This is a genomic window from Gemmatimonadota bacterium (genome assembly GCA_009835325.1).
Taxonomy (GTDB): domain Bacteria; phylum JAAXHH01; class JAAXHH01; order JAAXHH01; family JAAXHH01; genus JAAXHH01.
In genome coordinates this window covers 1-20,311 of the sequence record VXWP01000107.1, presented here as the reverse complement: position 1 = coordinate 20,311, position 20,311 = coordinate 1, and the positions used below count along the sequence as shown (strand labels likewise).

Genomic DNA, 20,311 nt, shown 5'->3' with positions numbered 1-20,311 from the left:
TCTCGTGGGCGTATTCGAGGGCACGCCTGATGTGTTCGATGGCCGCGTCGCGTGCGCCGACGTCGGCCGCGTCGAGCGCCGCACCTTCCGGCATGCCGAAACCCGTCGCCATGCACGCGGGCGTGAGTTCGAGGTCCGAAATAAGGCGGCGGGATTCGGCGGACCTGAAATCATAAGGGCGGTGGTCGATGTGGCGCAGTCCCACCTGCGCGATCGCGGTCAAGGCGTCCGCTTCCGGTCCCTCCAAAGCCCAGGTGCAGCAGGAAATCGTCATCTAGCCTGTTCCCCTCTATCGTACATTTCGTGATTGAACCGCTGCCCGAGCCGCAGCATGCCCGTCTCCGGGTCGCGGGACCCGGTGTCGAAGGGATCGCCGGTTTCCGCCATCCATCGCTGTAGCCGCGCTTCACATTCGTCCTGAATCTCCCGAAAATCCGGATCGCCGGCCAAGTTATTCATCTCGAAAGGATCGTCCTGCCGGTCGAAGAGCAGCGTGTCCCGTTGATTGTTGTGCCAGCGCGCGTAGACCCATCGGTCCGTCCGGATCCCGCGCCAGAAGCCGACCCACTCGCCCCGGTGCGGCCAGCCGGGTCCGAGGATCTGCAGATAGACCGAATCGCTGCGCGGTCCCGTCGTTCCGGTCAGCACGTGCGACTGATCCGTGCCCTGCACACCTGCGGGCACCGGCACGCCGGCCATGCCCAGCAGCGTAGGCATCATGTCCACGCTGCTTACCAGGGCGTCGCTCCTCGTCCCGGGCGCGATCCGGCCCGGCTGCCGGGCGATGAAGGGAACATGGATCGATTCCTCGTACGGCGTCGCCTTCGAGGCGCGGAAGGAAGGGTGCATCCAGCGGTCCATGGGCTTTCCGTAGCCGTGACTGCTGAGGTGGTCACCATGGTCAGAGGTGAAAACCACCAGGGTGTCGTCCCGGATACCCAGGCGTTCCAGCGCGTCGTCCAACCGGCCGAACTGGTGGTCCAAAGCGGTCACGTTGCCGTAATAGTGGGCGATCTCCCGCCGGGCGAAGGCGGCGAACTGCTCGGGGACGTTGGGCGGTAGATCCACCTTCTCCGGGTCGTACAGGTCGTACTCGGCCGGATACGCATCGTACGGCCAGTGGGGCGGTCCCCAGCTCAGTACGAGGGCGAGGGGCCGGTCGGCGTGATCCCGGACGTGATACTCCATGAACTCGATCGCCAGCGAGGTTTCCGTTTCCGGCGCCCACCCCGCCATGTCGATCGGGCCCTGTTCGTTCTCATAGTAGGATACGTCGTAATAGTCGTGATTGCAGTCGTAGGCGGCCATGTAATCGAAGCCGTAGCGGCCGTCCGCTCCATAAGGACCGTAGCCCAGGTGCCACTTGCCGATGTAGGCCGTGCGGTAGTCATGATCTCCGAGTACGGCCGGCAGGAAGACCTGGTCACGGCGAAGGAGGTACTCGTTGTCCATGACGCCGTTGACGTGCGAGTATCGACCAGTCATAAGCTGGCCGCGGTAGGGCGAGCAGATAGGGCAACTGGAAAACACCTGGTCCAGCACCACGCCCTCGGACGCGAACCGGTCCAGGTTCGGCGTTTGCACGACGGGGTTGCCGCTGGTGCCCATGGCGGAGTACCGGTGCTGATCGTCGAATACGAAGAGGATGTTGGGGCGGGACATCATGGTCTCGGCCGGTGCTACGTGGTCATGGTCGCCCGTCACGACCCGTCCAGCGCCTTGCGCATATCGTCGCCTTCACGCCGCCAGTAGCCATGCAGCACGTGCACGTCCGTGCCAATGCAGAAGTGGCGTACGCCGAGATCGAGGTAGTACCGGACTTCGTCCGCGGTGTTGATTTCGGCGCGGGGGTTCCTGCCCGCGGCCAGGGACTTGTCGATGACCACGCGTTCGACGGACTTTACCGCTTCACGCTGGCCGATCTTGCCCACGTTCATGGAATAGTCGGCCGGTCCCCACTGGATCATGTCGATCCCGTCGATTTCCAGGATCTCGTCCAGGTGGTCCACCGCGGGTCCCTTCTCGATCATGACCGCCACGACGATCTCGTCCAGGGCGTCCACGTATTCCCGGCCGCCGCCGTATCCCATGTATGAGAACCTTCGTGTCGCAACGCCGTAGGTACCCCGGGATTCGGGCGTATCCGGGCGCACGATGTCCACGCAGGCGCGGAATTCGTCCGGGGTCCGGCAGTCTGCGAAGAGCACGCTCTGGAACCCGGAACCGATGGCCCGTTGCGCGAGGAACCCTCTCGGCTCCTGGTCGACCTTGATCATCAGGCCGAGGTCGTGCAGTTCGGCGGCGCGGCCCAGGTTATCCAGGTCATGGAGGTCGTAGGGACCGTATTCTCCCACGAACTCGACGTAGTCGTACCGGTCGGTGTGCCCCACAAGTTCGACCACGGAGGGCCAGACCGTGTGTATGTGGGTGGCCAGGGAGGGCCGGCCCTCGTTCAGGATGCTCCTGAGCTTGTTCGGTCGCATTTATCTCACTTGCCTTTCCGGGTTCCGGGCCGCATTAGGACCCGTTCGGCTCCGAAGCTTCGAAAGCCGTCATGGCCTGGTCCGCCCACTCGATATGCATCTGGATCATGGAGATCTCCCGCTGCAGTGAGAAGGCGAAATGGAGCGAACTATCGGCCTGTGTCCTGGTCTGTGACTTGAGAATGCTGGCGTAGGTCTTGGCCTTGCGCCTGAAATCCTTTAGGAACCGTAGCGATTCCTGATCACTTGAGATGCCTTCCATGAACCGGAACCTGAGCATCAACTCCGAGAGATTGTCCTTCAGATCGGATACTGCGAGCCGCTTGTGCAGCCACGCGTTTAAGGCCTTTTTGCCTTTCTCGGTCAGGTGAAACACTTCCCTCGGCTTCAACCGGGAGCGATGGAAGACCTCGCTGTCGATAAAACCGTTTTTCTTCAGCAGCTGGAGCGCCGGGTAGATCGATCCGGGACTGCTACTGAAATGAGCCATGGGCGTCGACTCCATCTCCAGGCGGACGTCGTAGCCCGACCGGGGAAGCTGGTTCAGCAGTCCCAGCAATACGTATCCGAGCAGGGTGGGTGAATAGGGTCTGGCCATCGGGCAGTTTGCTTAATATGGAAAGAAATAATACGAACCGTTCTAAACGAATATAAGAACGCCACCCATCGTTGCCAAACACAAAATACCCGGCCGGTGTACACACAGATATGAATGCTGACCGTCCGGGATTCGATGTCCGTGATTCCAGCTTTCCTGTGCGACGTTGCCGGCGTAACGATAGCGCTTCGCTACGAGTCGTCCTCGGTCTGCTGCTGCCGCCAGACCTCGAATTCGGCCGTCATTTCGGCGGTCCATTCGCGGTCGATCTCGCCGGGCGTGTAGGTGCCGTCGCGAAGCTGCTGGTGGCCCCAGGCGTCCCGCATCCTGGTTTCTTCCGATTCGATGACGACCTGTTCTGCCAGGTGCGGCGGAATGAAGATGACGCCTTCCCGCGTGCCGAGGACGACGTCCCCGGGTACGCAGGTGGCTTCGAGGCCGATTCGTACCGGAACGTTGATGCCGAGGAGAGTTACGTCCGCTATGGCCGTGGGATCGACCCCGCGGATGTAAGAGACCATAGGGATTTCGTAGAGCCGCTGCAGGTCCCGGATGCCTCCGTCGATGACCATGCCCGTTCCGGTCTTGGCATAGATGGAATTGCCGAGATTATCGCCGGCGAAGGTGCCGAACTTGACCTTTCCGAAAAGGTCGATGACGATCACGTCGTTGGGTTCGAGCGTATCGATCACCCAGGAGTTCTGGCCGCCTATGCAGCCATGTTCAGCGCCGTCGGCCTGGATGGCCGTTTCCAGGTCGGGGCGGGTGGGCACGTAGACGCCGGTCACCGCGCGGCCGACCAGGGTGCGATCGGGGTGGAGGATCTGCCAGTCCCCCGCGAACTGGTAGTTATATCCCTTTCCTCCGATGACGCCCCACGCTTCCTCAATAGTTACTTTCTCCATCCGTTTCAGGATGCTGTCAGGCACAACGGGGCGCCCGTCCGGACCCCGTTCGCCGTCCCACTGCGAGGTGACGGCTCGCGTGAACTCCGGACTGTTCAAACCGATCATGTAGAACTCCTGTCTCCTTTACGCCTGCGGGGATCGTTGATGTAGCGGTATTCAAAGGTCGCACGCCTGCGCGGCCAGTCGCTAGTCTGCGTCGACGCGTCCCTGCCGACCTACCTGGTCTGGGGTCCCAGCGTCTTCAGATCGATGAAGGGCATGGCCTGGCCGATGACCTGGGGGAAGTGGCCGTCCCACTTCTCGATCGCGCGCAACTGCAGCAGGGTCGGCGTGATCGTGGCGCGCTGCAGGCGCTGCGCCTCGGCTTCGGCCTGGGCTTGCGCTACTTTCTGCTCGGCCTCGATCCGGACGCGTTCAAGGTCGCGCTGGGCCTTCAGGGCCTGTTGCTCGGCCGTCTGCTTGGCCTCGATCGCCAGGTTGAAGGTCTGGGAAAAAGCGAAATCGACGATGTTGAACTCGTCCACGATCATGTTGAAGGTAATCAGCCGAGTCGTGAGGGACTCCTTGATCTCGTCCTTGACATCGGCGCGGCGCGTGATCAGTTCCTCCGCGGTGTACTGGGCGGATACGGCCTTGACGGCTTCCTGCACCGCCGGATCGATGACCCGCTCCTTGAAGAAGATGCCGATTTCCTGGTACACCGTGTTCACCGCGCCCGGATCCACGTGATAGTTCAGCGCGATCGTGGATGAGACGGTCTGCAGATCCTTGGTGGAGGCCGTTGCGGCCGTTTCCGACTTCTTGATCTTGACGTCGACGGGGATCACATCTTCGATGAAGGGCAGCTTGAACTGCAGGCCCTCGGACAGGACGCGGTCCTGGACGCCGCCGAACTTGCTAAACACGACGCCGCGCTCGCCGGCGCCAATTACAGCGTATGAGTTGTACAACACCAGCAGCACGACGATGCCGATGGCGATCTTGAGATAGGGTATATTGCTGCCGGGGAGTTGCTCCCGGATATCATAGTCAGACATTTCTACTCCTCCTTCTACTTAGTGGACTGGACGGACGGTCCGGTTTGGCCGGACGGTCCGGAATGGCTCGACGGACCGGATGGGCCCAACCGGCCGGAATACGCGTTGACGCGGCGCTCACTCGTTGATGTGAATCAACACTTTCAGGGAATCCTGTGCGGCGGCGGTGACCTCCATGCCCCGCCGTGTCTCCGATAAAGGAAAGCGGTGCGTAACGACCTGGTCGGAAGTTACCACACCGGCCTCGATAAGGTCCAGCGCCATGCGGGTATCGCGAGGACCGCAGGAATAACTGCATACGATCGATACGTCATTAAAGTACAGGTCAAAGGGCCTGAAGGCAAGCACATCCTCCTCCGGCGAGGACATGAAAAGCAGCACGATCCCGCCCTTGCCCACACAGGTCAGTCCGGTCTCCATTGCCGCGATGCTGCCGGGACCGACGATCACCACGTCGGCCATCACGCCGTCCGTAAATTCACGCACCGCCTCCGAGAGATCGTGCTCCCCTACGTCCACCACGTGGTCCATGCCGAGTTCGAGCGCCTTGTTCAGCCGGTAGGGTACCCTGTCGGCCCCGATGACCGTCTTCGCGCCGTAGTGCCGGGCCACGATTCCGTTCAAGACGCCCATCAAGCCCAGTCCGATGACGAGCACGATGTCGCCGGGGCGGACACGGGCCCGTTCCACCGCCTTTACCGAGCAGGCTACGGGCTCGATCAGCGCGCCGTCGTCGAAGGAAACCGAATCAGGCAGGACCAGGGTGTCGTGGCGGAGGTTGATCTCGGGGACCCGTACGTATTCGGCCGCGCCCCCGGGATCGAGCCGGGTCTTCTTCCAGGTGGCGCACATGGTGAAGTTTCCGCGGCGGCAATGGCGGCACCGGTAGCAGGGCGCGTGGTGGTGAATGAAAACGCGGTCTCCCACGGAAAGCCCTTCGACCTCGTCGCCCACGGCCTCCACGACACCGGTCGGCTCGTGCCCGATGACGATGGGCGCTTTTCGCCGGATGTACCAGGGCGTGACATCCCCGCTGCAGATCCCGCAACTGCGCATCTTCACCAGTGCGTCCCGCGCCGTGATGGCCGGCGTATCCATCTCCTCGATCCGGATATCGTCGATATCGTAGACTTTTGCGGCTTTCATGGAAGTTACCCCCGCCGGATCAGGGAATGATCGCGTACTTCAGCGTGTCCTTTCCGCGGAAGGTCCTGAAGGTCTGCGGCACTTCCTCCAGCGTGCGGTCTCCCGTAATCAGGGGCGTAACGTCGAGCCGTCCGTCCGCGAGCAGGTCGTAAGCGCTCCGGACCGCCTCGGGCGTGAAATGAAAGATGCCCTTGAGCGTGATCTGGTCGTAGTGCAGGCGTGCCGTATCGTAAGTGACCGTCGTGCCGCCCGGGCATCCGCCGAAGAGGATGACGCATCCGCCCCTGCTGACCATGGTCACGGCTTCCTCCCAGACCGCGGGCAATCCCGTGCACTCGAAGACGATGGGCGACCCGTGGCCCCCGGTGGCGTCCAACACGGCTTCCGTGGCATGCTCCCTGTCGCTGTCGATGACGAGGTCCGCCCCCACCGCCTTCGCCGTTTCGAGCCGGTATTCGTGTCGCCCTGAAACGATGACCTGGCCGATCCCCATTTCCTTCAGCACCATGACATGCAGCAACCCGATGGCGCCGGCGCCGATCACGACCGCGGTTTCCGGCCGCGTCGCCAGCGCCTGGCTGATGCAGTAGGTCACGCAGGACAGGGGCTCCAGCATGGCGGCCTCGCGATAGCCCAGGTCATCGGGCTTTGGGTACATGTTCACGTCGACCACCGCGCCGGGCACCCTGAGGTACTCGGCGTATGCGCCCAGGGCCATCGTCTTCGTCAGGTACGGGCACAGGTTCTGGAGCGATCTCACGCAGTAGACGCAGGTACCACAAGGCGCGGTATGTACCGACATGACGGGCTGCCCGATGGCGTAACGGTCCACCTTATTCCCTTTGTCGAAAACTACTCCCGAGAACTCGTGGCCGAACAGGGTCGGCGGCGGCATGAGGTGATGACCTCTCCGGTATGCCTTGAGATCGGTCCCGCAGGTCAGGGCGGATTCCACCCGCACGACCACGTCGGTCGGTCCCGCGACCGGCAGATCGACATCGTCGCGGGTTTCTATCCGTCCCGGTTCAACCAGCACACATGCGCGCATAGGGTAAGGTATCCGTAGCTTTGTGGGTACGTTCAACGTGAACGTAAACGCCTTATCAGGTAAGACGTATTGACTACGAAACAAGTTTCACGGACGCCTATTATACGTTCTTGACGAAGCAAACGCAAGGACAGGCGGCCGGCACGATTCAAAACGGAATTCCGGGGTGAATTGTATTGACACCCCTCGGACCGCCCGGTATCGTTTTCCCATGCTCATCTTTGACGGCGACTATCCCATGGCATACAGTGGCGAGGAGCTCAACCGGGACCTTACGCTGCCGCTGGACGAGGTGCGTGCGGCCGATGGAAAATCGGGCAACGTGGCCTTCGCATGCCTGCCCGAGATGCGGAGGGGCCGGGTGGCGGCTGCGCTCATGAAGTTCTGCGTTCGTCGAAAACGGGAAAACAGCATACTGTCGGGTCTCCGCGGGAGTGCGGCGGTGTACGGGGCGGCCCGCGGCCAGGTAGCCTACTATCATATGCTGGCGGAACAGGGGGAAGGCGTCGTACTCACGCACGGGCAAGCCCTGGCCGGTCATATGGAAGGTTGGGAGAAAGCGGAGGATACCCACAGCCTGCCCGTGGGATTCATCCTCGGCATGGAAGGCGCTGATCCCATCCTCTGGCCGGACCAGGTACACGAATGGTTCGAATACGGTGTCCGCGTGGTGAGCCTGACCCACTACGGCCCGAGCACCTATGCCCATGGCACGGGTTCGGAGGGCGGCCTGTTCGCGCCTGCGGGAGACCTGCTGCGGGAGATGTCCGCCTGCGGCATGCTGCTCGACCTCACCCACATTTCGGACGATAGTTTCTTCGAGGCCGTGGACCGGTATGAGGGACCGGTGCTGGCCAGCCACCAGAACTGCCGCGCCCTCGTTCCCGGCCAGCGCCAGTTCTCCGACGAGCAACTCCGGATCGTCATCGAACGGGGCGGCGTCATCGGCGCGTCCATGGACACCTGGATGCTTTGTCCGTGGTACACCCTCGACTGGGCGAACACCGACGGATACAACCGCCGGGACCACTTCCGGCGCGAGGAAATTTCGCTGAACCACGTGGCCGATCATATCGATCACGTGTGCCAGCTTGCCGGCAATGCCGATCATGCTGCGATCGGCGGCGATACCGACGGGCAGGGCGGCATTGACGGAGCGCCCTGCGAAGTCGATTCCATCGCGGATTACCAGTTGCTGGCCCCGATGCTCGAAGGCCGGGGCTACGACAGGGACGATATCGAGAAGATCATGTACCGGAACTGGGTGCGATTCTACACGGACCACCTGCCGAAGAACGGCTGACGTTTCAAGGACGAGGTTCCCGCAATGGACACGTACATTCGAAACAAGTGGCGACGCTGCCCACAGCGGCCGGCGCTTCCCGCCTGCTTACTGCTGGCCTGGGCGGTCCTCGGTCTGAACGGCTGTGCCGGCGACGAAAATGGCTCCCGGACCGACGGCCAGGCCCAGGTCAATTCCATAGGCCGCCAGCTGCCGGACGACGCGGCCCCGCCGGAACAGCAGCGGTTCCGATACATGTTCCGCGAGCCGTCTACGCTGGACATCAGCGTGGCGGCCTACGAGGCCGACGGCACGTACTTCGCCTTCGAGCGGCTGGTGCTGCTGGACGAGAACAACGAGTTGGTGCCTGCCGCGGCGGACCGGTGGGAGTCTTCGGAGGACGGCCGGACATGGACTTTCCATCTCCGGGAAGGTGCGCGGTGGAGCGACGGCAGGGACGTTACGGCCCACGACTTCGAGTATTCCTTCCGCCGCATGCTGGATCCGGCCAGCGGGAACATCTACGCCTTTCTCTATTACGTGATCAAGAACGGGCGAGCCTTCAACCAGGGCGAACTCCAGGACGTGGAGCAGGTGGGCATCCGCGCGGTGGACGATCTGACCTTCCAGATCGAGACGGAGGGACCCTGTCCGTACCTGCCCTATATCGTTTCCTTCATCACGTCGTCGCCCGTGCCGCGGTGGCAGGTGGAGCGATTCGGCGCGGAATGGACGGAACCGGAACACATCGTGTCCAATTTCACCTACCGGCTGGCTGAGTGGAACACGGGATCCGACATGACGTTCACGCTGGATCCGAACTACAACGGACCGCACAAGGCGCTGCTCGAGGAGATCATCGTCAAGTTCATCGGTGCGCAGCGTCCGGGCACCCTGCCCTATGAGAACGGTGAAATCGACGCCTATCGGCTGGACCCCATCGACTACGAACGGGTGCTTCAGGACGAACAACTTGCGCAGGAGATTCACCGGATGCCGGAGTTCACCACGTGGTACCTGTTCTTCCAGACCCGGCAGCCACCCTTCAACGACGCCCGGGTAAGGCAGGCCATCGCGCGCGCCATCGACCGATCCACGCTCAGCACGACCGTCCTCAACGACCTCGCCATTCCGGCCTACTCCATGCTGCCGCCCGGCTTCCCGGGGTATTCGGCGGACCAGTTCAAGGCGTTCCAGACCTACGATCCTGAAGAGGCGCGGCGGCTGATGGCGGAAGCCGGCTATCCGGAAGGTCGGGGCTTCCCGAAGACGGAGCTGTGGCTACGTGTGGCCGATACGGGTATCAACCGCATCGCGGGGGAAGCGGTGCAGGCCATGCTCCGGGAGACACTCGGTATCGAACTCGAAATCAGGTACCAGCAGCGCAACATTTTTAACGAAAACCTTTTTCAGTGGCAGATCCCCATGGGCATGCTGGTCTTCGTCTACGACTACCCCGACCCGTCCAACATGCTCGGCCTCCTCTGGCGGTCCCAGCCCAGGGGATATGCCCGCCACGACTGGCTGCACGCGGAGTTCGACGACCTGCTCGACCGGGCCAATACCCATATGGATCCCGCGGTGCGCTACGACCTGTACGCCCGGGCCGAGCGCATCATGGCGGAGGAGGCGGGCGCCGTCTTTCTCTTCCACCCGGTGATCACGGAGCTGCGAAAACCCTATCTCCGAGGCGTCAAGCAGGACCGTGACGGCCGCGTGGTGCCGATCATATCGATACAGACCGTGAATTTCACGGAAATGTATATCGCCCGCCACTGATCCGCCTTGGCCATCCGCCACCTTGACCATCCGATATTATCATGGACAAGACCGACGTATTGATCATCGGAGGCGGCGCGGTCGGTGTCTGTGCCGCATTCTACCTGCGTGAGGCGGGATACGAAGTCACCCTCGTGGATCGCGGGGAGATCGGGTCCGGCGCTTCCCACGGCAACATGGGCCTCGTCGTGCCCAGCCACAGTGTGCCGCTCGCGGCGCCGGGCGTCGTGTCCCAGGGCCTGAAGTGGATGTTCAGGCCGGACAGCCCCTTCTACATCAAGCCGCGGCTGGACCCATCGCTGGTCCGCTGGTTGTGGGCCTTCTGGAGGGCGAGTAGCGAAGGCCGGATGCGCAGGGCCATTCCATTGATCCGGGACCTGAGCCTGCGCAGCCTTACGCTCTTCGATGAACTAAACGGTCTGGACGGGGTGGATTTCGACTACCATCAGCGGGGTGTGGTGGCCGTGTACCGGACGCGGGAAGGCCTGGAGGAAGGGCAGGAGGAACGGCACCTTCTCTCTTCCTACGGACTGGAGATCGACGCACTTACCCCGGATGGACTGGCCGAGGCACTACCGGGGCTAGAGCTGAATGCGTTGGGCGGCCTGCACTTCAGGCAGGATGCCCATTTAACGCCTGGCAAGTTCGTGCGGTCGTTGGCGGACCACGTAGAGCGGCTCGGTGTGACGGTGCGTACCCAGGCGGAAGTAAAGGGCTTCACGAATGAAAAAGGACGCATCACGGTTACCCACACGACCCGGGGAGATATCGCGGCGGGAGAGGTGGTGCTCACGGCGGGTTCCTGGTCCGCCGCGCTCGGTGAACTCGCCGGAGTTCAGTTGCCCATTCAGCCGGCCAAGGGGTACAGCGTTACCCTGAGACGACCGTCCGGCTGGCCGGAAACGCCCTTCATGCTGTCGGAATCCCGTGTGGCCGTCACGCCCATGGGCGACACGCTGCGAATCGGAGGCACTCTGGAGCTGGCCGGCATGGACCAGACCATTAACCAGCGGCGCGTTGCCGCCATTCTGAACGCCGTACCCCGGTATCTGCCGGATTTCGATATCGGTTCTTATGAGATCCTGGAGACCTGGTGCGGGTTGCGTCCATGCACGCCCGACGGACTGCCCTTTCTGGGCCGGGTCCCGGACTTCAGCAACCTGGCTGTGGCGGCCGGCCACGCCATGATCGGGGTATCCCTCGGTCCGGTGACCGGGAAGCTGGTCCGCAGGATCATAGTCGGCGAGCGGGCCGACGAGCAGGCCGACAGCGACCTGGATGTCGACCTCGACCTCCTCGCGGTGGATCGTTTCGCCGATTAAGAACGCCACCCAGGTGAAAATGCGCGACTCAAAACCCGTAGCCACCTCGTCCGACCATCCATTTACGGCCAGACCTCATGCCACGCTGGTACGGCTCTCCTTCCCCGTACTGCTCTCGCTCATCGCGGAACCGCTTACCGGGCTCGTGGACACCGCCTTCATCAAGCGGCTCGGCGCGGAGTCGCTGGCCGCCCTCGGGGTCGGCGCCGTGTCGCTATCCGGCCTCTTCTGGGTGTTCAACTTCCTCGGAATCAGCACCCAGACCGAAGTAGCCCAGGCCGAAGGCGACAACGACCGGTCCAGATCCGTTTCCATGAGCAGCCTGGGCATCATCATGAGCACAGTCTTCGGGCTGCTGATCATCATCCTCGGCGTTCCACTCACCTCTTACTTGGCCACGCTGCTCGGCGCGTCGGGCGCGATCCACGATGGAGCCGTGGACTACATATTCTGGCGCTGGCTGGGTGCCCCCGCCATCCTGATTACGCTGACGGCCTGCGGCGCTTTGCGGGGACTCCAGGATATGCGCTCGCCGCTCTGGATCGCCCTCGGCATCAACGGCATCAATATCGTGCTCGACCCGATCCTCATTTTCGGCGCGGGACCTGTTCCCGCCCTGGGCATCGCCGGCGCGGCGGTGGCCAGCGTCGTCGCGTACTGGATCGGCGCGGTCTGGTCGATCTGGGCCGTCAGGCGGAAGCTGGGATGGTCCTTCCGGGTAGATCTCGGCGCGGTCCGCCGGCTGATGCGCGTCGGCGCCGATCTCTTCATACGCACCGGCGTGCTGAACCTGTTCCTGCTCCTGACGACCCGGGAGGCCACGCACGGTGGGGCAGACATCGGCGCTGCCCACCAGGCGATCCGGCAGGTGTGGATGTTCGGCACTTTCGTCCTGGACGCCCTGGCCGTCACGGGCCAGAGCCTGGTGGCCTACTTCCTCGGCGGCGACCGGATCCGGAGCGCCCGAAAAGTGGCGCGCATCGTGTGTCACTGGAGCGTGTGGTCGGGTGGCCTGTTGGGCCTTGTCCTGTGGCTGGGGAGCGGAATCATCATCGATCTGCTCGTACCCGCGACCGCGATTGCCTATTTCCATTCTGCCTGGATCATCGCAGTCGTCGTACAACCGCTGAACGCCCTGGCCTTTGCCACCGACGGGCTGCACTGGGGCTCGGGGGACTACCGGTACCTGAGGAACGCCGTGGTCCTCGCCACCGGCACGGGTGCGGCCGGACTGCTCGCCGGTCCCCACGCGCTCGACTGGATCTGGCTGATGACTGGGGTCTGGATCGGCGTCCGGGCGACGTTGGGCGTGGTGCGGATCTGGCCGGGGGTGGGGAACAGCCCGTTCAGGGTGATGGGGTGAGTGACATTCAGGGTTGCCGGCACGCTGGGCAGTCGAGTATGATGGGGACGGGCCTCAGTCGTAGTCGCTGTCGCAGGATCTACCAGGGAAACGCAAGCGTCGGCTGGTTCACATACCTTTCCATGGCGATTTCGAGCCGCGCGCCGGAACCGGGAGAGAGCCGGATTCTGAGACAGTCGCCGGTCACCTCCACGGTCCGTCCGTCCTCATCCCCCGCCTCGCACTCTACCGAAACCGATTTCAACGCGTGTTCCCGGTAGGCGCCGCCCTGCATGACGACTTCGGCGGGGTCTACCGGGTTCAAGTTGACCAGTGTTACCGCCGATTTCGTGTCGCCGACCGAGTCGACCAGCGCCGCAACGTCTTCCGGCAGCCCGGGCCTGCGCCTTCCCGGATCGAAATACCGGAACATGCAGTGCACCGCCTGGGCGCGCTTCGGGGCAGGACCGCCCATAGTCTGTTGAAACAACGCGTTTGGTGTTGCAGGATTGACGCCGTTGGTATTGTCGGACAGGCGCGTGTCCGGCGTCATGGGATCGTTGCGTATCCACTCCACCTTCTTCCGGACCGACGCAAGGTCGGCCTGCAATGCCTCTTCCGGATAAGTGGGATGTTCACCGGACAGGTAACGCACCCACGCATCATCGGCGCAGCGCACCCGCGCCGCATCCGACATCGACCAGTACCAGGTCTCCATCGCGCCGACACTGTAGGGTCCCGGGGTAAAGTTGTACCAGCCGTCGTCCCCATACTTGTTGGGGTACACCATCCGGCCGTCCTCTTCCCGTCCATGCTCGTTGATCCGGTCGATCATCTCGCTCCAGGGCGCCGCGTAGGACCGGTCCCCGGACAGCAGCAGCGCGTGGCTGAAGCCCGACAGGCCCAGTTGGATCGTGTCACGGTGTACGGTCCGGCCGTCCTGCGGGGCGACGGTCGTGAATCCCCAACCGTAGCAACCACCGTACCATTTTCCGTCACAGGCGCCGCCGATGGTGCCGTCCAGACCGATATTGGAGGGGATGATGCCGCCGTTGGCCCGGGTGCGCTCGACCCAGGCGTCCACGTATTCCAGGATCCAGTCCCGGTACTTGTCCTCGCCAGTCAGTGCATAGGCGTTGAAGGCCAGTCCCGTGGCCAGCATGTTGGAGGGATGGTCGCCGACCACGTCGGTGTAGTCCTTGAAATGGCCCAGCATCTCCTGGTAGTTTCGCTCGCCGTGGGCCAGGACGAAACGGCCCTCCTCGATGGGATCACCCGTCCAGTCCAGGGCCGTGGCCTTGCGGAGCATGGGCCCGCGGCTCCCGTTAAACAGGCTGCGGATGATCCGGTGCTCCGGGTCGTAGTTCCGCGCCCCGGGATCCTCGTCCATGTAGAATCCGGACCACAGGCGCACACGGCGTTCAAATTGTTCGGCGTCAGGGTCGCAGAGGCCGAGATCTCCGAAGACGGACATGCTCTCGCCGTTGTGCAGCCAGTCGAACATCACCGGGAACTCCTTGTAGTACATCCCGTCCCGGCAGAAGGGTACGTCGACCGTCTTCGCCTCGGTATACTGCTTGATATGGCCGTCCTGCGCCAGGTTGCTCAGGGTGAGCAGTTGCTCCGGACCGCCCATCATGTATAGGACCGGCCAGCCGGTCAGGTTCTCGATGGCATCGTCGGGCCCGTCGTCACCGCCCCAGCGCGGCACGCAGCGCATGTAGCCCTGCTCATCGAAGTAACGGCTGTAGAAGTACTCGCAGGCCCGGGCCTGGGCCCTCATGGACTCCTTCTGCAGGAGTGCCCAGGCCGGTGGTGGCATCGGGGTGGTGATGGCAAGGGAGGTCATCGGATTGACCGTTTTCCGGTTTAATGTGGACTCGTGGTATAGGCGCCAGTCAGAAAGAACCGCTCTACCATTTATTTAGGAGAGATATCACTGCCCGCCCTCGAAGAGCTTCTCGATTTCCGCTGAACTCATGTGGTCAAAGTCTTCGGGTACGGTAAACCGGCCATCCAGAAACCCGATCCGACGCGCTACGCCCGCACCTGGATCCGGCGCTTCGACAGATATCACCTTTACGACGGGCTTACCTGCCCGCGCGATGATAAATGGTACACCGTTCTCAGCGTCCCGGACGAGCCTCGACAGGTGTGTCTTGGCCTCGCGCATGTTTAGCGTTCGCATGGTGGCGTATCTCGGTTTCGGTATCAGACTGAGTTATCACGACTAAGTTTAATTCAGTTGAATCCAGGGTCAAGCAGTTGATTACGGCGCATGCAGCAGACAGCATAATACAGAGAATGCCAAACTACCGGAAGAGGCCCATCCTACCCATTCTACAACGTCACGCCGCCTTGGCCTGTCGCATCCAGAAACTGCCATGTACCAGCGATTCCTCGTACGTCAACGCCTGGCCGATTCGCTTCTTATCGCGGAGTCGCAGATCGGTACCGAGTCCGACACCCGGAGCCTCCTGGGAAGCCATGGAAGCAAAGCGGCGAATCACCCACAGCGCTATATCGGCCGACGGAGGACCGGTATGGACGGGATGCTCCATCAGGTGGGATTTGATGAGCGCGCCCCAGTGTTCCGCCAGCAGATGCCGTGCGCCGAAGATCTCCACGGCCGTGATCCACCGGCCCTGGGATACCGCGATACCGCACTGTCCCGGCAACGGTCCAAGCTCGCTGAGTTCCCGGGCCGCCACGGCCCGTGCCTTGTCGCGACGATAGATTTCCCGATGACTCTCCGTCGCGGCCGAGGTGCTGGATTGTGCTTGATGGGATTGCAGCTCATCCGCGATCTCGGACCAGACCCTCCCCTGGTCGCTCGCGTGGGTCTGCTCCCGTTGAATCGAGTCGTACACGCCCTCCTGGATCACCCTGCGAATCCGCGGCGACGCATTCACCACATCGCGCTCGTACGACTGGGCGTGTCCCCATCGCCCTTGCTCCAGACACGACACGGGCATGGTTCGTTCAGCTCGTGCCGGAACCAGCACGGAAGCGTTGACGGCGCGGTTCTGCTTGCCTCCCAGAAAGTGCTCGCCGTCAACGATCAGAATCGGCGTGTCGGTCGGGTTGACGGCCAGCAAGGATCCTACTTCCGCGTTATCGAGCTCCCGAACAACGATCCCGGAGGAGGTTCCGGTCCTGATCTCCGGAGGATCGTTCGACGGCAGGTAGACGGGAAAAAACGAAACGCCAAGTCTGGTAATGGGTGCGCCGATCGCCGCGGTCGAGAGATGCTGAAACATCGAGGTGTCTCCTGTGATGGGCCTCCTACAGTGTGCCTTTTGAAATGGGCCTTCTGTAGTCGGCCTTCTGATGCTCCTGTGATCAAGTTTCCTGGATGCCGGATGGCTGGCCTCAGGTGCCCTTGCCATCCAACGTGCGGAAATTAATCCATGATACATTAATGTTCGGTAGTCTACAATAAAATCCAATAGAGGCCCTCAGGCCGCACAGGGGCCGCCGCGATTCATCACACAGGATGGCGCAGGTGTAGATTTCAGCGCCGATAGGTCTTGACACCGCACCGCGGGACGTGGATAATTTCCGCACTGATTCACTGCCAGACGGTCGCTTTTCGATCCTGACTCCAGTTCCTGATGTTTTCCCCGAAAGGATCCGGCATGCGCAAGAGCAAGGTCCTGTCCAAGCTTAGCTCCTCCGGCTTCGTCCGGATGGCCGGTCTCGGCCATTATCTGCCGTTCTACATTCGCTATGCCGCCCATTTCAAATACGACGGCCTCTGGTTTGACCTGGAACACCGCGCCATGGATGCCCGGGAGGTCCAGTCCATTCTGGCCATGTGCAAGCAGCACGACATCGACTGCATGGTGCGCCCGCCGACCCTGGAAAGGACTCGCCTTTACCGGTATCTGGAAGACGGCGCCACGGGCTTCATGATCCCGTTCATGTCGACTGCGGACGTCGCGCGCCATGTCGTCGATTGCACGAAGTTCCCGCCACTGGGCAACCGGGGCATCGACGGCGCCGGCCTCGACGGCGATTTCGGGATCGAGGTGTGGAAAGAAGGGTCGACTTACTTCGAAGACGCCAACCGGGAGACCTTCATCGTCGGCCAGATCGAGACCGTGGAGGGCCTGCGCAACGTGGACGCCATCGCGGCCGTGGAGGGCATCGACGTGGTCTTCATCGGCCCCGCCGACCTGACACACCGCCTGGAGACCGACCCCAATGTCAACTGGACGCTGGACGATGCCATTTCCCGGGTGTCGGACGCGGCCGAACGGCACGGCAAGGCCTGGGGCATCACTGCGGGCAGCCCCGAACTGGTCGCCCACTACCGAGGACTGGGCGCCAGTCTCGTACCCTGGGGCGGCGATTTCAACCTGATGAAGGTGCTCGAGCAGTGCAGCAAGGACCTGGATACGATACCGGGCGCCTGATTTGGGTTATCAATGGACAAAGGTGACGGCCCGCGCTTCCTTCGCGCCCCGCGACGGAGCCGGCGCATTGGTTTTCGACGACGCCATGTGGCTGATCGGCGGCTGGAATCCGCGCGACAAGCGCCATTTCCCCAGGGTCTGCAGCAATGATGTCTGGCGGTCCACCGACGGGCGGGACTGGTCGCCGGTAAAGCCCAACACCTACCTGGACGACTCCTTCGAGAGGAAGCGGGACTGGGCGGGAAGACACACGGGTGGATACGCCGTTTGCGACGGCAGCATGTGGCTGATCGGCGGCGACGCCAACCAGGGGTATCACCAGGGCGATGTCTGGTCGTCGGCCAACGGCCGGGACTGGCACTGCGTGCTCGAAGAAGCCCCCTGGGCGCCCCGCGTGCTGCACGGCGCGGCGGCCTGGATGGACAGACTCTGGGTATGGGGCGGCCAGACCATGCCCGGTTTCGCCAGTGGCAAGGACCGTTTCTACGATGACGTGTGGGTCTCGGCGGACGGATCGGATTGGACGAGACTAGAACCGAACAAGCCCCGGTGGGCGCCCCGCGGCATGGTGGGCGGAAGCGCCGCGCACCGAGGTCGTTTCTGGGTTCTCGGCGGTGGTACGTACGAAACGCCGGACACGCCCGATCGGACGTTTCACAATGATGTGTGGAGTACGTCCGACGGCGTTCACTGGGCGTGCCATAACCATAACGCGCCCTGGACGCCCCGGCAGTATCACGGGACCGCCGTGTTCGATGACCGGATGTGGGTGCTGGCGGGATGGAACGGCGTTAACCTGAACGACGTCTGGTACTCGTGCGACGGCACAGACTGGTTCGAAGTACCGGATACGCCCTGGCCGGCCCGGCACGCGGCCAGTATCTTCGTGTACCGCGATGCGCTATGGGTCGTCGCAGGCAGTCACATGGCGTCGGACGTGTGGAAACTGGAACGGGTATGACGGCTCAGCCCCAGATGTCCTTCCTGTCACCGGAAGAGAAGTGGCATTTCGAGCTGCAGGGCTACCTGCTGCTGACCGGCGTCGTTCCGGACGCTGACCTGTCCGAAATGCGCCCGGTCCTGGACGGATGGCTGGCCGCGGACGAAAAGGAGCTTCCCGCTCCACTTAAGCGGGGACGACAGGCGCCGAACAAGACCCACATCGGCCATATCCACTACGGCCACGAGGTGTTCCAGCGGCTCAACATGAACCCGGAGATCATCCGCGTGGTGGCCGGGTTGACTTGGGGTTGTCCCCGCCTGATGCACTGCGTATTCACCCACATGGTCAAGGGCCCGGAAGAACTGCATTTTCACCGGGATGACGACGGGGTCAAGGTCACCCACGGATTCCGCAATCCCAACAACGATTTCCAGGTGGCGGACGGCGAGATCTACTGCAGCCATCTGGCCACCTGGGTCGCACTGGCCGACGTTCCTTCCGGTACGGGGTTCTGCCTGGTCCCCGGCAGCCATAAATCCACGATTCCCGAGCCGGAAGACTTGCCCGTCGAGCACGATCCTCCTACATCGATCACGATCCCCATGAAGGCGGGAGACGTGATCGTCTTTTCCACCCGCCTGCTGCACAACGCCAGTCCGTGGACCCAGGACTATCCCCGCCTGAACATCTTCCAGCGGTACGTCTTCAGCTGGTTCTTCGACCTGCCCCACCTGTACCCGCTGGAGGAACACCGCGAGAAACTGTCGGACGACATGTACGAACTGGAGAAAATGACCCGCGACGAGAAGCAGGTCGTCAAGCGGGTGCGGGAGATGCTGGACGGCCCGTAAATGAAGATGCGTGCGAATCTGGCCGGCCCGTAGAAGCGGCTCCTGCTACGCCTCGTGCATGATCGTGTTTACCCGATGCGCCTCGATGTAGTCCCGATCGATCTCGGCGCCCAGACCCGGGCCCTGGGGGACGGGAACGCAGCCGTGTTCATCGATGTTCTCGAGCTCATCGGTGAATTCCGGCGCGTAAACGGGCGGCTTGTTCGACTTGATCCCGGGATGCACGAGCCCCAGTTCGTAGTAGTTGCTGTTCCGGACGGATGCCATGATATGGCGGTGTGCGAGGCCGCCGCCGTGGAGTTCCATGTCCAGCCCGAGTCCCTCGGCCGCGTGGGCGATCTTCATCACGCCGGTGATGCCGCCGTCCTCGTAGACCCCGGACCGCACGAAGTCCGTTCCCCCGTTCACGACGAAATCGACGTGCTGCTCCAGGCCGAAGATATGCTCGGTCTGCAGGATCGGCGTGGTGATATGTTCCCGCAGCTTCTTGTGGCCGAATATGGAAACGCCGCCGTCCTTGTAGGGATCCTCCAGCCAGAAGAATCCGGCTTCGTCGCAGGCCCGCCCTACCTTGAGTGCGTCCGCCCAGGTATTGTATTCGCAGGCAGGATCGATCATGAGGTCCATGCCGTCTCCCACGCGCTTTCCCGTGACTTTCACGTTGGCGACCTCGCGCTCGATGGGGGCGTTGCCCCAGCCGTGGATTTTGAAGGCGCGGTATCCCAGGTCCCGGCACTGTTCGGCGAAGTCCGCGAAGGCCTCGGGCGTATGCAGCCCACCGTTTTCGTCGCCGTGGTACGTGCTCGCGTAAGCCGGCAGGGAGGTTCTGTAACCGCCCAGCAACTGGTAGACGGGCGCGTTGTAGTACTTGCCCGCGAAGTCCCACAACGCCACGTCCACCGCGCCGATCTGGGTGCGGTCGGTGTGCCGCAGCCCGCGCTTCAGATCATTGTAGGTCTTCTCCCGTTCAAAAGGGTTGCTGCCCAGCAGGTACTGGACCGCCGGTCCCGACGGCGAGGGACCGCCCAGGTATTCCCCGACGATGCCTAGATTGGTGTGTATCCGCAACAGGCCACCGCCGAGCTTGCGCGTGGCGCCTTTCTCGTACACCAGGTTGAATCCGTTATAGTCCACGCCCATGTTTTCGACGGTGT

19 protein-coding genes are annotated in these 20,311 nt (G+C 62.6%); 7 read left to right on the top strand and 12 right to left on the bottom strand.

Annotated elements, in window-relative coordinates; genetic code table 11:
* The 8 genes from F4Z81_14610 to F4Z81_14575 form a co-directional block, all read right to left on the bottom strand.
* A partial coding sequence (locus F4Z81_14610) for a hypothetical protein (GenBank protein ID MXW06278.1) occupies positions 1-274 on the bottom strand: 274 nt, incomplete at its 3' end.
* Positions 271-1,704, bottom strand: a complete 1,434-nt coding sequence (locus F4Z81_14605) for a sulfatase (GenBank protein ID MXW06277.1) — start codon at positions 1,702-1,704, stop codon at positions 271-273. The genes F4Z81_14610 and F4Z81_14605, both read right to left, overlap by 4 nt.
* A complete protein-coding gene (locus F4Z81_14600) occupies positions 1,701-2,483 on the bottom strand; it encodes a 2,4-dihydroxyhept-2-ene-1,7-dioic acid aldolase (GenBank protein ID MXW06276.1) in 783 nt (260 codons plus the stop codon). Before F4Z81_14600 ends, F4Z81_14605 begins: the two co-directional genes overlap by 4 nt.
* Before the next feature lie 34 nt (positions 2,484-2,517).
* Positions 2,518-3,081: a hypothetical protein gene (locus F4Z81_14595; GenBank protein ID MXW06275.1), complete on the bottom strand. Its 564-nt coding sequence runs from the start codon at positions 3,079-3,081 to the stop codon at positions 2,518-2,520.
* Positions 3,082-3,272: 191 nt separating this feature from the next.
* Positions 3,273-4,094 (bottom strand): RraA family protein, encoded by an 822-nt coding sequence (locus F4Z81_14590; GenBank protein ID MXW06274.1) that lies wholly within the window; start codon positions 4,092-4,094, stop codon positions 3,273-3,275.
* A 110-nt stretch (positions 4,095-4,204) separates the two neighbouring features.
* Entirely contained in the window at positions 4,205-5,026 is an 822-nt protein-coding gene (locus F4Z81_14585; GenBank protein MXW06273.1) for a prohibitin family protein, read from the bottom strand.
* Between the two features lie 117 nt (positions 5,027-5,143).
* Complete coding sequence (locus F4Z81_14580) at positions 5,144-6,172, bottom strand: alcohol dehydrogenase catalytic domain-containing protein (protein MXW06272.1); 1,029 nt, start codon at positions 6,170-6,172, stop codon at positions 5,144-5,146.
* A gap of 19 nt (positions 6,173-6,191) precedes the next feature.
* Positions 6,192-7,220, bottom strand: a complete 1,029-nt coding sequence (locus F4Z81_14575; GenBank protein ID MXW06271.1) for a zinc-binding dehydrogenase — start codon at positions 7,218-7,220, stop codon at positions 6,192-6,194.
* Between the two features lie 211 nt (positions 7,221-7,431).
* Between F4Z81_14575 and F4Z81_14570 the strand changes: the two genes are divergently transcribed.
* The 4 genes from F4Z81_14570 to F4Z81_14555 are packed head-to-tail and all read left to right on the top strand — an operon-like array spanning position 7,432 to position 12,966.
* Complete coding sequence (locus F4Z81_14570; GenBank protein MXW06270.1) at positions 7,432-8,523, top strand: peptidase M19; 1,092 nt, start codon at positions 7,432-7,434, stop codon at positions 8,521-8,523.
* A gap of 24 nt (positions 8,524-8,547) precedes the next feature.
* Positions 8,548-10,281 (top strand): peptide ABC transporter substrate-binding protein, encoded by a 1,734-nt coding sequence (locus F4Z81_14565; protein ID MXW06269.1) that lies wholly within the window; start codon positions 8,548-8,550, stop codon positions 10,279-10,281.
* Between the two features lie 41 nt (positions 10,282-10,322).
* Complete coding sequence (locus F4Z81_14560) at positions 10,323-11,603, top strand: FAD-dependent oxidoreductase (GenBank protein MXW06268.1); 1,281 nt, start codon at positions 10,323-10,325, stop codon at positions 11,601-11,603.
* 19 nt (positions 11,604-11,622) lie between these two features.
* Positions 11,623-12,966, top strand: coding sequence for an MATE family efflux transporter (locus tag F4Z81_14555; protein MXW06267.1), 1,344 nt, complete (start codon positions 11,623-11,625; stop codon positions 12,964-12,966).
* 79 nt (positions 12,967-13,045) lie between these two features.
* Here the strand turns inward: F4Z81_14555 and F4Z81_14550 are convergent, their stop codons facing one another.
* From F4Z81_14550 to F4Z81_14540, 3 genes are all read right to left on the bottom strand, one after another.
* A complete protein-coding gene (locus F4Z81_14550) occupies positions 13,046-14,794 on the bottom strand; it encodes a hypothetical protein (protein ID MXW06266.1) in 1,749 nt (582 codons plus the stop codon).
* 87 nt (positions 14,795-14,881) lie between these two features.
* Complete coding sequence (locus F4Z81_14545; GenBank protein ID MXW06265.1) at positions 14,882-15,133, bottom strand: type II toxin-antitoxin system Phd/YefM family antitoxin; 252 nt, start codon at positions 15,131-15,133, stop codon at positions 14,882-14,884.
* Between the two features lie 160 nt (positions 15,134-15,293).
* Positions 15,294-16,205 carry a hypothetical protein gene (locus tag F4Z81_14540; GenBank protein ID MXW06264.1) on the bottom strand — a complete coding sequence of 304 codons (912 nt, stop codon included), beginning with the start codon at positions 16,203-16,205 and terminating at the stop codon, positions 15,294-15,296.
* Positions 16,206-16,583: 378 nt separating this feature from the next.
* On the opposite strand from F4Z81_14540, the gene F4Z81_14535 reads away from it, so the two are divergent.
* The 3 genes from F4Z81_14535 to F4Z81_14525 are packed head-to-tail and all read left to right on the top strand — an operon-like array spanning position 16,584 to position 19,157.
* Positions 16,584-17,363 carry a 4-hydroxy-2-oxovalerate aldolase gene (locus F4Z81_14535; GenBank protein MXW06263.1) on the top strand — a complete coding sequence of 260 codons (780 nt, stop codon included), beginning with the start codon at positions 16,584-16,586 and terminating at the stop codon, positions 17,361-17,363.
* A 22-nt stretch (positions 17,364-17,385) separates the two neighbouring features.
* Positions 17,386-18,324: a hypothetical protein gene (locus F4Z81_14530; GenBank protein MXW06262.1), complete on the top strand. Its 939-nt coding sequence runs from the start codon at positions 17,386-17,388 to the stop codon at positions 18,322-18,324.
* Complete coding sequence (locus tag F4Z81_14525; protein ID MXW06261.1) at positions 18,267-19,157, top strand: phytanoyl-CoA dioxygenase family protein; 891 nt, start codon at positions 18,267-18,269, stop codon at positions 19,155-19,157. Before F4Z81_14530 ends, F4Z81_14525 begins: the two co-directional genes overlap by 58 nt.
* A 45-nt stretch (positions 19,158-19,202) precedes the next feature.
* Here F4Z81_14525 and F4Z81_14520 read toward each other — a convergent pair.
* The coding region (locus tag F4Z81_14520) for a mandelate racemase (protein ID MXW06260.1) at positions 19,203-20,311 on the bottom strand (1,109 nt) is incomplete at its 5' end.

Excerpts from the sequence above, each read along its gene's own strand:
- F4Z81_14540 (MXW06264.1), bottom strand. The coding sequence starts at position 16,205 with ATGTTTCAGCATCTCTCGACCGCGGCGATCGGCGCACCCATTACCAGA.
- F4Z81_14525 (MXW06261.1), top strand. The coding sequence starts at position 18,267 with ATGGGTCGTCGCAGGCAGTCACATGGCGTCGGACGTGTGGAAACTGGA.
- F4Z81_14575 (MXW06271.1), bottom strand. The coding sequence starts at position 7,220 with ATGCGCGCATGTGTGCTGGTTGAACCGGGACGGATAGAAACCCGCGAC.
- F4Z81_14535 (MXW06263.1), top strand. The coding sequence starts at position 16,584 with ATGCGCAAGAGCAAGGTCCTGTCCAAGCTTAGCTCCTCCGGCTTCGTC.
- F4Z81_14565 (MXW06269.1), top strand. The coding sequence starts at position 8,548 with ATGGACACGTACATTCGAAACAAGTGGCGACGCTGCCCACAGCGGCCG.
- F4Z81_14550 (MXW06266.1), bottom strand. The coding sequence starts at position 14,794 with ATGACCTCCCTTGCCATCACCACCCCGATGCCACCACCGGCCTGGGCA.
- F4Z81_14600 (MXW06276.1), bottom strand. The coding sequence starts at position 2,483 with ATGCGACCGAACAAGCTCAGGAGCATCCTGAACGAGGGCCGGCCCTCC.
- F4Z81_14590 (MXW06274.1), bottom strand. The coding sequence starts at position 4,094 with ATGATCGGTTTGAACAGTCCGGAGTTCACGCGAGCCGTCACCTCGCAG.
- F4Z81_14580 (MXW06272.1), bottom strand. The coding sequence starts at position 6,172 with ATGAAAGCCGCAAAAGTCTACGATATCGACGATATCCGGATCGAGGAG.
- F4Z81_14570 (MXW06270.1), top strand. The coding sequence starts at position 7,432 with ATGCTCATCTTTGACGGCGACTATCCCATGGCATACAGTGGCGAGGAG.
- F4Z81_14545 (MXW06265.1), bottom strand. The coding sequence starts at position 15,133 with ATGCGAACGCTAAACATGCGCGAGGCCAAGACACACCTGTCGAGGCTC.
- F4Z81_14585 (MXW06273.1), bottom strand. The coding sequence starts at position 5,026 with ATGTCTGACTATGATATCCGGGAGCAACTCCCCGGCAGCAATATACCC.
- F4Z81_14560 (MXW06268.1), top strand. The coding sequence starts at position 10,323 with ATGGACAAGACCGACGTATTGATCATCGGAGGCGGCGCGGTCGGTGTC.
- F4Z81_14595 (MXW06275.1), bottom strand. The coding sequence starts at position 3,081 with ATGGCCAGACCCTATTCACCCACCCTGCTCGGATACGTATTGCTGGGA.
- F4Z81_14555 (MXW06267.1), top strand. The coding sequence starts at position 11,623 with ATGCGCGACTCAAAACCCGTAGCCACCTCGTCCGACCATCCATTTACG.